Source organism: Pseudomonas sp. NPDC087639, assembly GCF_044743385.1.
GTDB lineage: Bacteria > Pseudomonadota > Gammaproteobacteria > Pseudomonadales > Pseudomonadaceae > Aquipseudomonas.
In genome coordinates this window covers 4,504-15,711 of sequence record NZ_JBIUWI010000085.1, presented here as the reverse complement: position 1 = coordinate 15,711, position 11,208 = coordinate 4,504, and the positions used below count along the sequence as shown (strand labels likewise).

Sequence of the window (11,208 nt, the reverse complement as noted above, 5' to 3'; positions counted from 1 at the left end):
CCGCAGGATGTGTGGTAGGACAAGCATCCGCGCCAAATGGTTCAACCTGAATTGTTAAGAGGCCCGCATCATGCCTCAAAATTGCCAGATCATTGGCGTCAATTCTGTGACAAATATTGAGCCGGGTAAAGGCGTAATGCCAGCACCAATTATCAGAAATGCGGACTGGTTTGAAAACTTTGCCTTCGCCCGCATCATTGTCCGCTTACTGGTACACATCAATTGATGTCCGAAGACCTCAGAACGTGCATCCTATGCGGCGTTCGATCCGTGATCCTTATCTGTACAGGATAGTGGCAATTTGCCGATTTACTAGCGTTGAAGCAGGCCGGAGGGCGTTTTCAAGATGGATGGCAGGCTTATTTATCTGATGGGACCGTCCGGGTCAGGCAAGGACAGCCTGATTGACGCTGCGCGCGAGCCACTGCGCGAATTGAACTGTTCAGTGATGCGCCGGGTAATCACGCGCTCGGCCGAATCGGTAGGCGAGGACGCGATCGGTGTAACGCCAGAAGAATTCGAAAAGCGTAAACGCAGCGGTGATTTTTCCCTGGCATGGCAGGCCAATGGACTTGCCTATGGCATCCCGGTGGAAATGGACGAATGGTTGAAAGCCGGAAGGCATGTATTGGTGAACGGCTCTCGCGCCAACCTGCGCCAAGCGCTTGAGCGGTACCCGACACTGCTGCCGGTTTTGTTGACGGTGAAGGATGACGTATTGCGTGAGCGCCTACTCAGACGCGGCCGAGAAACGATTGACCAGATCGACGCAAGGCTTGCCCGCAACGGGTTGTTCAAGGACAGGAGATCAAGTGATGCTCCTGTTCACCTGATCGACAACTCGGGCGCGTTGACTGACGCCGTCAATCAATTGCTGGATTGGGTAAAAATCAACGCAATACCGGATCAAACTTGATCCTGCGCCCGGCAACCAGTGCCAGCACGAACAACACCGCAAACACGCCGCAGCCAACCAGGGGCAGGGTGACTTCGGTTTCCTCGAACAGCGAAAAATGCACGACGCCACTCAATAAGGCGAGGATCAGAAATCCTGCTGCTGATTTGGACATGCTGTACTCCTGAAGATATTTCAAAAAACCAGACGTTCGGTAGCAAGTGCTGGCAAAGCCTGCTGAGGTTCGCTGACCGCTTGCGGTGCGAAGCTCTGATCGCTCAACACCGCCAACTGCGGTGCCCTCTGCACCTGCAAGTAGTGCGGCATGCGCTGGGCGACCGGCTCAGCACCCTCGGGGATAAAGTGGAAGCCCACCAAAACGGCCAATGCGATTGCGTTTGCAAGCAAGAGAGTGCTGTTCATGGGACGGTGCTCCGGTTGTTCTTCTATGGAACAGACAAAGCAGCCGTCGTGCCAACAGTCTAACCGCTGTTAAGTCCTTTAAAAACAAGCATTTGGAAGGATTTTTCGGGAGGTTCGGGTTGCAATCTGCAATGATGGCGTTTTGCAGGAGTGCAAAATGCACGGTAAATTTTCCCGCAGCATTGCAAGGTGCCTGCCTACACTTAAAAAGCCCCACGGACGACATGACAAATCAGGGCTCGGCCGTTAACATGCACGCCGTCCGTCGCGCAGCGTTCAGCCCGTGATAACTCAGTGTCTCAGTAGCTCAATTGGATAGAGCATCCCCCTCCTAAGGGGAAGGTTGGCAGTTCGAACCTGCCCTGGGACACCATCAAATTCAAACAGAAAGCCCCGGTGCAATTTCGATTGCACCGGGGCTTTTTGCAAGCCGTGTGTTTCCAGCTTCAGATTGCTGTTGGCAGCGCGCGCCTTGTCATTTGGCTAGTTGTCACCGTTCTCCTCGAACTTGCCAATCGAAGTGCTTACCTCGGCCTTCGAAGCTTTCGTGCAGTCCATTCCGGCCGCCGCTACGTGCTGGATAAACAGCAGCGCACAGGCGGATACGATGTAGCGTCTTTTGATGTACACGAGGTCGGCCTTGTATTGAAATGTGGGCAGGCGCGCAGGGTATTCGCAGTGAGAGGAATCTTGAAGCGCCCGCTTCAGAGAACGCCACTTGTGGCCGATAACCCAAACGGTGAGTTCAGACTCGCGCGAAATCGCTTGATGGCATTTGGCCGGCGGCTATCATCTGCGCGCCTGAATTTTGCCTCGGTTCATCTACTTCAATTGCCTGGAAATCCTCGATGCTGTCGTATCACCAAAAGAGTTTTCTGATCGTCGATGATTTCTCGGATTTCCGCAGTTCCGTGCGCTCGATGTTGCGCGAGCTGGGGGTCAAGGACGTGGACACCGCCGACACCGGCGAGCAGGCGCTGAAGATGTGTGCGCAGAAGTCCTACGATTTCATCCTGCAGGATTTCCATCTCGGCGATGGCAAGAAGAACGGCCAGCAGGTCCTTGAAGACCTGATGTCGGAAAAGCTCATCAGCCACGAAGCCGTGTTTGTCATGGTGACGGCCGAAACCAGTCAGGCAATGGTGCTCAGTGCTCTGGAGCACGAGCCGGATGCGTACCTGACCAAACCGTTCAACCGTTCCGGTCTGGCTCAGCGGCTGGAGCGTCTGGAGCAGCGCAAGACGTTGCTCAAACCGATTCTGCAAGCCCTCGACCGTGGCAAGCCGGCCGAGGTGCTTAACGCCTGCATCGCTCTGTGCAAGCAGGACATCCGTTATTCGCCGCTGTGCCTGCGCTACCGCGCCGATGCCTTGCGCGACATGAACCAGAACGAAGCACTGGAACGTCTCTACGACAGCATCATCGCTGACCGACCGTTGCCGTGGGCGTTTGCCGGGTTGGGCAAACTGCTGTTCAAGCGTGGGCAAGTGGCGCAGGCCAAAGGTGTCTACGAAAAAGCCTTGAAGGTGTTCCCGATGATGCCGGCGCTGTATGACGGCATGGCCGATGTGCTGGTTTCCGAGGGCGACACCAAAGGCGCGCAGCGGGTGCTGGAAGAGGCGATTCGCCTGTCGCCGCTAGCGGTGCGCCGGCAGGCCTTGCTCGGCAAGCTGGCGATGGCTAACGAAGATTTTGATACCGCCTCGCGGGCTTATCGCCAAGCTGTGTCGCAGGGCGCGCAGTCGCGCTTCAAAGACCCGGAAAGCAATCTCGGCCTGGCCCATGCGCTGATCAGCAAAGGCAGTGAGCGCGGTCTCGATACGCGCACGCGTCTGGAGATCAACACCACCCTTAGCGCAGTGGCCAAAGAGAACCCGACCGACCCCGGTTTGCAGATTCGTGCGCGTCTGATGAAAGCCACCAGCCTGCTGCTCAACGATGCCGAAACTGCCGACAAGCTTACCGAGCAAGCCATGATGCGTCTCGACGGCATGGAGCAGTTCATGAGTCCGGAAGCGGCGCTGCTCGTCGCCAAACAGTTGCAGATGCTCGGTCAGGCTGAGGCGGGCACGTCGATGCTCAAGAGCTGTGCGGAAATCTACGGCGACGATCCGGCGGTGATGAAAGACATCGCCAAGCTCACCGATGACCCGACGATTCTCAGTTCGAGCAATGCCGCCGCCGACCTCAATCGTCAGGGCGTGCGCGTGTACAAGACCGGCAACCTGGTGGAGGCCCGCGAGGTGTTCCGCAAGGCGCTGAAGATGCAACCGAAGAACATCAGTATCGCGCTGAACATGGCTCAGTCGCTGCTGCACGGCACCGACACCAGTGTGCTGTCGGCAGAACTGGAAGAATGTCGGGCCTGCCTGAAACTGGTTGGCCTGATGCCCGATACCGACGCGCGTTACTCGCGTTATCAGAAGCTGAAAAGCAAGGCGTTTGGCGAATGAACCACTCTGATCCGGCTTTGGATTTTTCCACGGTGATCGCCTCCACCGTTCATGACATGAAGAACTCGCTGGCCATGCTGATGCAGGCCCACAGCCAATGGCTGGCGCGCTTGCCCCAAGAGCTGCGTTCCGGCACGGAGCAGGGCGTGATCGACTTCGAGTTCGCCCACCTCAACGGCATGCTGGTGCAGTTGCTCGGGCTGTATAAGCTCGGGGTGAATCAGATGCCGCTGCAACCGGCCTATCACGAACTGGATGATTTCATCGAAGCACAACTGGCGGCGCATCAAGAGGTGTTCGCCAGTCGCGCAATTGTCGCGACATATGAAGTCGATCCGCTGAGCCCGCTGGGTTTCTTCGACCGTGAACTGATCGCGTCGGTGCTGGGCAACTGCATCAACAACGCCATTCGTTATGCTCGTGAGTCGCTGCTGATCACCGTCAGCGACGAGGCCGGGCAATTGGTGTTGAGCATCAACGATGACGGCGACGGTTACCCGGCCGAGATGCTCGAACGTCAGGCCGATTACGTGCAGGGCATCAATCACAGCAGCGGCAGCACCGGGCTCGGCTTGTATTTCGCGGCTCGTATTGCGGCGTTGCATCAACGCAATGGTGTTGAAGGGCGCACGGAAATCCGTAACGGCGGCCCGCTGGGCGGTGGGGTATTCAGTCTCTACCTGCCGTGATGCGGGCTTTTTGCATGACGCCGCTTGATATTCCGAACAGGCGGAGCCTATTTTGTTCGGGTCGCCGTTCGCGGCTCGCACAACAACAAGGATTGCGTCATGACAACCGATGGCCAGCGTTCACTCGCGCAGCGATTGACGGGCATTGATGAGATTGAATGTGTCACGCCGGATTTGAATGGCGTACCGCGCGGCAAGGTGATGACCGCCGAAGGTTTCCTCGAAGGGCGGCGTTTGCAGTTGGCGCGGGGAGTGCTGCTGCAATGCATCATGGGTGGATATCCTGCGGCGCGGTTTTACGGCAGCGATGATGGCGACCTCGCATTGGTCGCCGACCCTGGGCAGATTCATCCTTTGCCATGGAGCGACGAGCCACGTGCTCTGGCGATTTGCGATGCCGACGAACTGACCGGCGAAAGCTCCAACCTGTCGACCCGTGGCCAGCTGAAGAAAGTCATCGCCCGTTACGCGGCGCGAGGCCTGGCGCCTGTGGTGGCGACCGAGCTGGAATTCTTTGTTTTCGCCCCGAACACCGATCCGACTCAGCCGTTCCGCCCGCCAGTTGGCCTCGACGGCCGCCGCGAGGATGGCTTGTCAGCCTTCAGCGTCAGCTCCAACAACGGTCTGCGGCCGTTTTTCAGCGAAGTTTATAAATGCATGGCGGCCCTCGGTTTGCCGCGCGATACCTTCATGCACGAGATGGGCGTCAGCCAGTTCGAGATCAACCTGTTGCACGGTGATCCACTGTTGCTGGCCGATCAGACGTTCCTGTTCAAGCATCTGCTCAAGGAAGTCGCGCTCAAACATGGTTTGACCGTGGTGTGCATGGCCAAACCGCTGGCGCACACGCCGGGCAGTTCGATGCACATTCACCAGAGCCTCGTCGAAGTTGCTACCGGCAAGAATGTTTTCAGTGACGAGAAAGGTGAGCCGACCGCAATGTTCCGCCATTTCATTGGTGGGCAGCAGGCGGGCATGGCCGACTTCACTGCGCTGTTTGCACCGAATGTGAACTCTTATCAGCGTCTGTGTCACCCGTACGCTTCGCCGAATAACGCTTGCTGGTCGCACGATAACCGCGCCGCAGGGCTGCGGATTCCGGCCAGTGCGCCGGTTGCCCGTCGGGTCGAAAACCGTTTGCCGGGCGCCGATGCCAACCCATATCTGGCGATCGCCGCCAGTCTGGCCGCGGGTTTGCATGGGATCGAGCATGAGCTTGAACCGAGCGAACCGATTCAGGGCGAGTTCGCGGTGCCGGATAATCTTTCGTTGCCGTGTACCTTGCATGCCGCGCTCGAACGTCTGAAACGTAGCCAATTGGCCAGGGAACTGTTCGGACAGGAGTTCATCGAAGGCTACATCGCTTCGAAGACCATGGAGTTGACCAGCTTCTTTGATGAGATAACTCCCTGGGAACGGCGTGTTCTAGCAGCCCAGGCCTGACGAACCGTCGCCATAGGGCTATCGTTTTGGTAGCCCGATATTCACTGCAAGGAGCCGCTCGGAACGCCGATGCGCCAAATCTGGAAATCCTTTCGAGCGCTGTATTTCGCCTCGCTGATGATGTTGATCGGCTCGGGCCTTTTGTCTACTTATCTGGCTTTGCGCCTGGCCGCTGACAATGTCGATGGACTGTGGGTCGGTGCGCTGATGGCGGCCAACTATTTCGGTCTGGTACTGGGCGGCAAGATCGGCCACCGGCTGATCGCCCGGGTTGGGCATATCCGTGCATATTCCGCGTGTGCCGGGATCGTCGGCGCGGCGGTGCTGGGCCACGGTCTGGTGGACTGGCTGCCGGCGTGGCTGGTGCTGCGGACGATTGTCGGTCTGGGCATGATGTGCCAGTACATGGTGATCGAGAGCTGGCTCAATGAGCAGGCCGACGCCAATCAGCGCGGCCTGGTGTTCAGCGGCTACATGATTGCTTCGTACCTGGGGCTGGTGCTGGGTCAGTTGATTCTGGTCATGCACCCGGGCCTGGGTCTGGAACTGCTGATGCTGGTCGCCCTGTGCTTTGCGCTGTGTCTGGTACCGGTGACGCTGACCCGGCGGATTCACCCGGCGCCGCTGCATCCGGCACCGATGGAGCCGCGTTTCTTCATCAAGCGTGTGCCGCAGTCGTTGAGCACGGTGCTCGGTGCGGGTCTGATCATCGGCTCGTTCTATGGTCTGGCGCCGCTGTATGCCTCGCAGCAGGGGCTGTCGACCGAGCAGGTCGGTCTGTTCATGGGTAGCTGCATTTTTGCCGGATTGCTGGTGCAGTGGCCGCTGGGCTGGTTGTCCGATCGCTATGATCGGGCGCTTTTGATCCGCTGCTTCGCCGGGTTTCTCGCGGTGGCGGCCTTGCCACTGGCGATCCTGCCGCAGGTGCCGCTGGAGGTGCTGTTTGTGGTCGGCTTCCTCTGTTCGCTGGTGCAGTTCTGTCTGTATCCGCTGGCGGTGGCGTTTTCCAACGACCACGTAGAGGGTGATCGCCGGGTGTCGCTGACGGCCATGTTGCTGGTGACTTACGGGGTTGGCGCCAGTATCGGCCCGCTGGCCGCTGGTGTGTTGATGAAATTCTTCGGCAGTCAGAGCCTGTACGCGTTCTTCAGCTTCTTTGCGCTGGTGCTGGTATGGCGGATACGGCCGAAAGCCGTCACCAATCTGCATCAGGTCGACGACGCGCCGCTGCATCACGTGGCAATGCCGGACAGCATGTCCAGCTCGCCGCTGGTGGCGGCCCTCGACCCGCGTGTTGATGAGCAGGTGGTGCAGGAGCAGATGCAGAATACGGTCACGCCGGAACCAGAACCAGAACCTGAGATAGAACCGGAGTCTGAGCCGGCAGAAAGTCCGGATGACGACAGCGACAAACCCACCCCGGATATCAGTGGCGCCAGGCCTTGAAGCATCGTCGGAAGTAAAAAAGGGCAGTCCCGCCAAGGACTGCCCTTTTCATTTGCATGTTCGAATCACATGTCGTCTTTATCGAAACGCCGTGCTTCACGCTGCAACTGATAGACGAAGCGTTCAACGTTACGTGCCGCCTGACCACTGATGTTGTGGAAGCGCAGACCGGCAAACGTGATGTTGAGTTTTTCTTCGAAGTGCAGATAGCGCAGTTCTACGGAGACCGGCTGATTGCCGAACAGCGGCGGGGCGATCATGCGGTCGTAGACCTGGCCCAGTTGCAGGCGCTCGGTGATGTCACCTTCAAAGCGCAGTTTGCAACCGGTGGCGGAAATATCCAGCAGCTTGCCGTTGATTGGCGCCTTGAGCTTTTCACCGCCCAGTTCGACGCCGACCAGGTCGGTCAGCTTCAATGCGGCGCGGAAGGCGTTGCGGCGTTGGTGGTAAACCACCTCGGTCGGCAGTTCGCCAGTGTAAAAGCGGTCGCCGTCGGATTCTTCGATGTTCAGCGTGCCGGTGCATTCCCAGGCAATGCGTACACCTTCATGAAAACCTTCGATCTTGAACGGTTCGCCGGCGAGCAGGAAGCGCTCGCCATCGCGCGGGATCATTTCGTCCAGAGCCATTGATGCGGTGTCGCGGTCGACTTTGATCAGGTAGGTCTGGAAACGCTGGCTGCGTTCATGGAACGTGATGATCAGCGGGTCGTGGCTATCTTGCAGCTGGCGCAGGTTGCTGGAGATTTCCAGTGGCGTGGTGAGCACCTTTGGGGGCTGCGGAGCATCATCCGCGCTTAGCGTGTTGGACACGGTTTATCACTCTCCAGACAAAATATGACGACTGGCCAGTATTTTGCCAGTATGTTTCGCGAGTTGATAGGGCTGGCGCATCAACGGCTCATGCCTGGCTGAATGTACGCGGCTTGGCGGGTTTGGCAAAAGTGCCGCTGGCGTCATACAGCGCTGGCGGTTCGCCCCCGTTGAGGATTTTCAGCTGATTGGCCGTGGCGGCCTGCTGTACCTGGATCGACTGGCCATTGTTGACGTTGGCCGCCTGGCATTGGGCGATGAGGTCAGTCAACAAGTCGCTCTTGCTGAGCAACTGCTCGCCGATGCTCGACTGGCTGGCGAGTTGCTCAAGACCCTGCCGATTGGTCGGCAGGTTGAGGCTGGCGAGGATTTCGCTGCGTTTGCGGCCATGCTGTTCAAGCAGAATGATCAATGCCTGTTTGCGCGCCAGAATTTCTTCCAGCAGTGGCATGTCGCGACCGTGCAAGGCGAGGGATTCGGTTTGCAGTAACTCCAGCAATTGTTGAGCTGGAGCAAAGTCGTCGATGATCAGTTGCAGTAAATTAGTGTCGTGCATGGCTGGCCTTGGGTTTTAAGCGTCCAAAAGCCTGGCGCAGGCAAAAGCCTAGCGCTGGGCTTCGAAGTTGAGCAGTTTGCTGGCTACACGGTTGCTGTCGACTTTATAGCTGCCATCGGCAATCGCGGCTTTCAACTCGGCCACACGGGCTTTGTCGACAGCAGGTTGATCGCGCAGCTTGTCAGTGACCTTCTGCAACTGTTGAGCCTCATTGCTGAGGTGTACCGATTCCCCGCTCTTTGCGGTACTGGCCGATTCGGCCTGGGTATTCAGCGGCGCGGAGGTGCCGGTTTCGGCGGTTTCCTTGGCGTTGCTGGTACGTGTACTGCCCGTAAGTGACGAGGAGCTGTTCAAACGGCTGAAATCGATGACCATGATAAAAACCTCTGGGAATTTGGACGCTTGCCATGTTTTCGGCCATCCCCTGGAAAACTTTAGGCCCATTTATCAATGAGCTTGCATGCGCCGGCGCGTGTCCTGCTGCGGCACAGTTTAGGGAAGCGACGGGGTCCGCGCCAGTTTTCTCATCAGCGTTTTACATGGCCACTTCCACCTGGCCCGGCGCGGTGACCTGCGCCTTGATGACTCGTTGGGAGTTAAGGTTTTTCACCCGGATCTGTTCTTTCAGGCCGCCATTGGCCAGGGCTTCACCGGGCATGCGCACGGCGAGCGTGCCGCTGCGGGCGGTGATGACCACTTGATCACCCTTGCGCACGACTTCGGCCTGTTCCAGATGCACCAGGGTAATGACCTGATCAGCGACCGTTGGTCGGGTTAATTTTTGCCCGATCGCTTCGTCCACCGACGTCAAGAAACCTTGATTGATCACGCTGACGTCGCGCTCGCGCAAGGTCACGTCCTGAGGTTCGATTATCCCGGCGCGTTTGAGCGGTCGGGTGGTGGTCACAATCTCGCGAAACAGGCGGACTTGAGCGGGCACGAACACCGTCCAGGGCGAGGCGCCTTCACAGCGAACCTTCACGGTTACCCGGCCCAGCGGACGTGCCGGACTCTCCAGAGACGCTGTCAATTCCTTGTCGCACATAGGCATGCGCATACGGGGGTCGAGCTGGTTGACTTCGATTTCGTAGCGGCCTTCCGTTTGACTGGTTGCCAGATAGTCTTCTACGGTGAACTCAAGAAAGCCCTGAGTGACGCCGATAAGCATGTCAGGCAAGGTAACCGCATCAGCAATGGCAGGGCTGCCGGCGAAGAAGAAGCAAACGGCGGACACCGCGCAAAGCCCTCTGCGAAGGGGAGATGTCAGGCGTCGGAAAAATGTCGTTTGAGCGTTCATACGAGTTAAAAAGCAAGCGCCGTGCCGTTTAGCAATGAATGTGCGTCGCAACAACACTTGGCGTTGGTGTAGGAGTCTGGGCATGGCTGGTGTAATGGATTCGGTGAACCAGCGCACGCAACTGGTAGGGCAGAATCGCCTGGAGCTGTTGTTGTTCCGTCTCGACGGCCAGCAGCTCTATGGAATCAACGTGTTCAAGGTGCGGGAAGTGCTGCAATGCCCGTCGCTGACGTTGATGCCCAAGTCCAGTCCTGTCGTGTGCGGGGTGGCGAATATCCGGGGGGCGACCATTCCGATCCTTGATCTGGCAATGGCGACCGGTTCCGGGGCGTTGAAAGACAAGAAAAATCCGTTCGTGATCATCACGGAGTACAACACCAAGACCCAGGGATTCCTGGTCCGCTCGGTGGAGCGCATCGTCAACATGAACTGGGAAGAGATCCATCCACCGCCCAAGGGCACGGGTCGCGATCATTACCTGACCGCTGTGACTCGGGTGGACAATCAGTTAGTCGAAATCATCGACGTCGAGAAGGTACTGGCCGAAGTTGCGCCAACGCCGGAAGCGATTTCGGTCGGCGTGGTTGATGTCGAGACGCAGACCAAGGCGTTGTCGCTGCGGGTGCTGACCGTCGATGACTCGTCGGTGGCGCGCAAACAGGTCACGCGTTGCCTGCAGACTATCGGCGTCGAAGTGGTGGCGTTGAACGACGGCAAGCAGGCGCTGGATTACCTGCGCAAGCTGGTCGACGAGGGCAAGAAGCCGGAAGAAGAGTTCCTGATGATGATCTCCGACATCGAGATGCCGGAGATGGACGGGTACACCCTGACGGCGGAAATCCGCGGCGACGCGCGCATGCAAAAGCTTCATATCATCCTGCATACTTCGTTGTCCGGGGTATTCAATCAGGCGATGGTCAAGAAAGTCGGTGCCGATGACTTTTTGGCCAAATTCCGTCCTGATGACCTGGCATCCCGGGTAGTCGACCGGATCAAAGCAGCAGATATCAGCTAGGGGCCTTTTGTCCCTGGCGGTCAACACGATTTAAGAGGCGGCATCATTGTCTACGGGTAATTTGGATTTCGAACAGTTCCGGGTCTTCCTGGAAAAAGCCTGTGGCATTTTGCTCGGTGAAAACAAGCAGTACCTGGTCTCGAGCCGTCTCAACAAACTGATGGAGCAGCAAGGCATCA

At 57.9% G+C, this 11,208-nt stretch carries 12 protein-coding genes, 1 tRNA gene and 1 pseudogene; 8 read left to right on the top strand and 6 right to left on the bottom strand.

Going from position 1 to position 11,208, the window contains the following annotated elements; translation table 11 throughout:
* Positions 1 to 346: 346 nt before the first annotated feature.
* Positions 347 to 916, top strand: a complete 570-nt coding sequence (phnN, locus tag ACIOVB_RS24590) for a phosphonate metabolism protein/1,5-bisphosphokinase (PRPP-forming) PhnN (protein ID WP_401271945.1) — start codon at positions 347 to 349, stop codon at positions 914 to 916.
* Here the strand turns inward: phnN and ACIOVB_RS24585 are convergent.
* Together ACIOVB_RS24585 and ACIOVB_RS24580 are read right to left on the bottom strand one after the other, a co-directional pair.
* The gene (locus ACIOVB_RS24585; RefSeq protein WP_401271944.1) at positions 891 to 1,070 is read right to left on the bottom strand and encodes a PA3371 family protein; all 180 of its coding nucleotides are present in this window, start codon (positions 1,068 to 1,070) and stop codon (positions 891 to 893) included. The genes phnN and ACIOVB_RS24585 overlap by 26 nt on opposite strands.
* Positions 1,071 to 1,090: 20 nt before the next feature.
* Complete coding sequence (locus ACIOVB_RS24580; protein ID WP_305439312.1) at positions 1,091 to 1,318, bottom strand: hypothetical protein; 228 nt, start codon at positions 1,316 to 1,318, stop codon at positions 1,091 to 1,093.
* 296 nt (positions 1,319 to 1,614) lie between these two features.
* Between ACIOVB_RS24580 and ACIOVB_RS24575 the strand changes: the two genes are divergently transcribed.
* The 5 genes from ACIOVB_RS24575 (at position 1,615) to ACIOVB_RS24555 (ending at position 7,349) form a co-directional block, all read left to right on the top strand.
* A tRNA-Arg gene (locus tag ACIOVB_RS24575) sits at positions 1,615 to 1,691 on the top strand.
* Positions 1,692 to 2,166: 475 nt separating this feature from the next.
* Positions 2,167 to 3,771, top strand: a complete 1,605-nt coding sequence (locus ACIOVB_RS24570; RefSeq protein WP_401271943.1) for a response regulator — start codon at positions 2,167 to 2,169, stop codon at positions 3,769 to 3,771.
* Entirely contained in the window at positions 3,768 to 4,460 is a 693-nt protein-coding gene (locus tag ACIOVB_RS24565) for a sensor histidine kinase (RefSeq protein ID WP_401271942.1), read from the top strand. Before ACIOVB_RS24570 ends, ACIOVB_RS24565 begins: the two co-directional genes overlap by 4 nt.
* A gap of 201 nt (positions 4,461 to 4,661) precedes the next feature.
* Complete coding sequence (locus ACIOVB_RS24560) at positions 4,662 to 5,903, top strand: glutamine synthetase family protein (protein WP_401271948.1); 1,242 nt, start codon at positions 4,662 to 4,664, stop codon at positions 5,901 to 5,903.
* A 69-nt stretch (positions 5,904 to 5,972) separates the two neighbouring features.
* Complete coding sequence (locus tag ACIOVB_RS24555) at positions 5,973 to 7,349, top strand: MFS transporter (protein ID WP_401271941.1); 1,377 nt, start codon at positions 5,973 to 5,975, stop codon at positions 7,347 to 7,349.
* Between the two features lie 65 nt (positions 7,350 to 7,414).
* Here the strand turns inward: ACIOVB_RS24555 and ACIOVB_RS24550 are convergent, their stop codons facing one another.
* From ACIOVB_RS24550 to flgA, 4 genes are all read right to left on the bottom strand, one after another.
* Positions 7,415 to 8,161 carry a flagellar brake protein gene (locus ACIOVB_RS24550; protein WP_401271940.1) on the bottom strand — a complete coding sequence of 249 codons (747 nt, stop codon included), beginning with the start codon at positions 8,159 to 8,161 and terminating at the stop codon, positions 7,415 to 7,417.
* A gap of 88 nt (positions 8,162 to 8,249) precedes the next feature.
* Positions 8,250 to 8,717 carry a flagella synthesis protein FlgN gene (locus tag ACIOVB_RS24545; RefSeq protein WP_401271939.1) on the bottom strand — a complete coding sequence of 156 codons (468 nt, stop codon included), beginning with the start codon at positions 8,715 to 8,717 and terminating at the stop codon, positions 8,250 to 8,252.
* A gap of 48 nt (positions 8,718 to 8,765) precedes the next feature.
* Positions 8,766 to 9,092 carry a flagellar biosynthesis anti-sigma factor FlgM gene (gene flgM / locus ACIOVB_RS24540; protein ID WP_187679263.1) on the bottom strand — a complete coding sequence of 109 codons (327 nt, stop codon included), beginning with the start codon at positions 9,090 to 9,092 and terminating at the stop codon, positions 8,766 to 8,768.
* A gap of 160 nt (positions 9,093 to 9,252) precedes the next feature.
* A complete protein-coding gene (gene flgA, locus ACIOVB_RS24535) occupies positions 9,253 to 10,014 on the bottom strand; it encodes a flagellar basal body P-ring formation chaperone FlgA (RefSeq protein WP_187679262.1) in 762 nt (253 codons plus the stop codon).
* A gap of 82 nt (positions 10,015 to 10,096) precedes the next feature.
* On the opposite strand from flgA, the gene ACIOVB_RS24530 reads away from it, so the two are divergent.
* A complete protein-coding gene (locus ACIOVB_RS24530) occupies positions 10,097 to 11,029 on the top strand; it encodes a chemotaxis protein CheV (RefSeq protein WP_103304087.1) in 933 nt (310 codons plus the stop codon).
* A gap of 46 nt (positions 11,030 to 11,075) precedes the next feature.
* A pseudogene (locus tag ACIOVB_RS24525) lies at positions 11,076 to 11,208 on the top strand (chemotaxis protein); the annotation flags it as partial.

Excerpts from the sequence above, each read along its gene's own strand:
- ACIOVB_RS24565 (WP_401271942.1), top strand. The coding sequence starts at position 3,768 with ATGAACCACTCTGATCCGGCTTTGGATTTTTCCACGGTGATCGCCTCC.
- ACIOVB_RS24570 (WP_401271943.1), top strand. The coding sequence starts at position 2,167 with ATGCTGTCGTATCACCAAAAGAGTTTTCTGATCGTCGATGATTTCTCG.
- ACIOVB_RS24585 (WP_401271944.1), bottom strand. The coding sequence starts at position 1,070 with ATGTCCAAATCAGCAGCAGGATTTCTGATCCTCGCCTTATTGAGTGGC.
- ACIOVB_RS24530 (WP_103304087.1), top strand. The coding sequence starts at position 10,097 with ATGGCTGGTGTAATGGATTCGGTGAACCAGCGCACGCAACTGGTAGGG.
- ACIOVB_RS24580 (WP_305439312.1), bottom strand. The coding sequence starts at position 1,318 with ATGAACAGCACTCTCTTGCTTGCAAACGCAATCGCATTGGCCGTTTTG.
- flgA (WP_187679262.1), bottom strand. The coding sequence starts at position 10,014 with ATGAACGCTCAAACGACATTTTTCCGACGCCTGACATCTCCCCTTCGC.
- flgM (WP_187679263.1), bottom strand. The coding sequence starts at position 9,092 with ATGGTCATCGATTTCAGCCGTTTGAACAGCTCCTCGTCACTTACGGGC.
- phnN (WP_401271945.1), top strand. The coding sequence starts at position 347 with ATGGATGGCAGGCTTATTTATCTGATGGGACCGTCCGGGTCAGGCAAG.
- ACIOVB_RS24545 (WP_401271939.1), bottom strand. The coding sequence starts at position 8,717 with ATGCACGACACTAATTTACTGCAACTGATCATCGACGACTTTGCTCCA.
- ACIOVB_RS24560 (WP_401271948.1), top strand. The coding sequence starts at position 4,662 with ATGACCGCCGAAGGTTTCCTCGAAGGGCGGCGTTTGCAGTTGGCGCGG.
- ACIOVB_RS24555 (WP_401271941.1), top strand. The coding sequence starts at position 5,973 with ATGCGCCAAATCTGGAAATCCTTTCGAGCGCTGTATTTCGCCTCGCTG.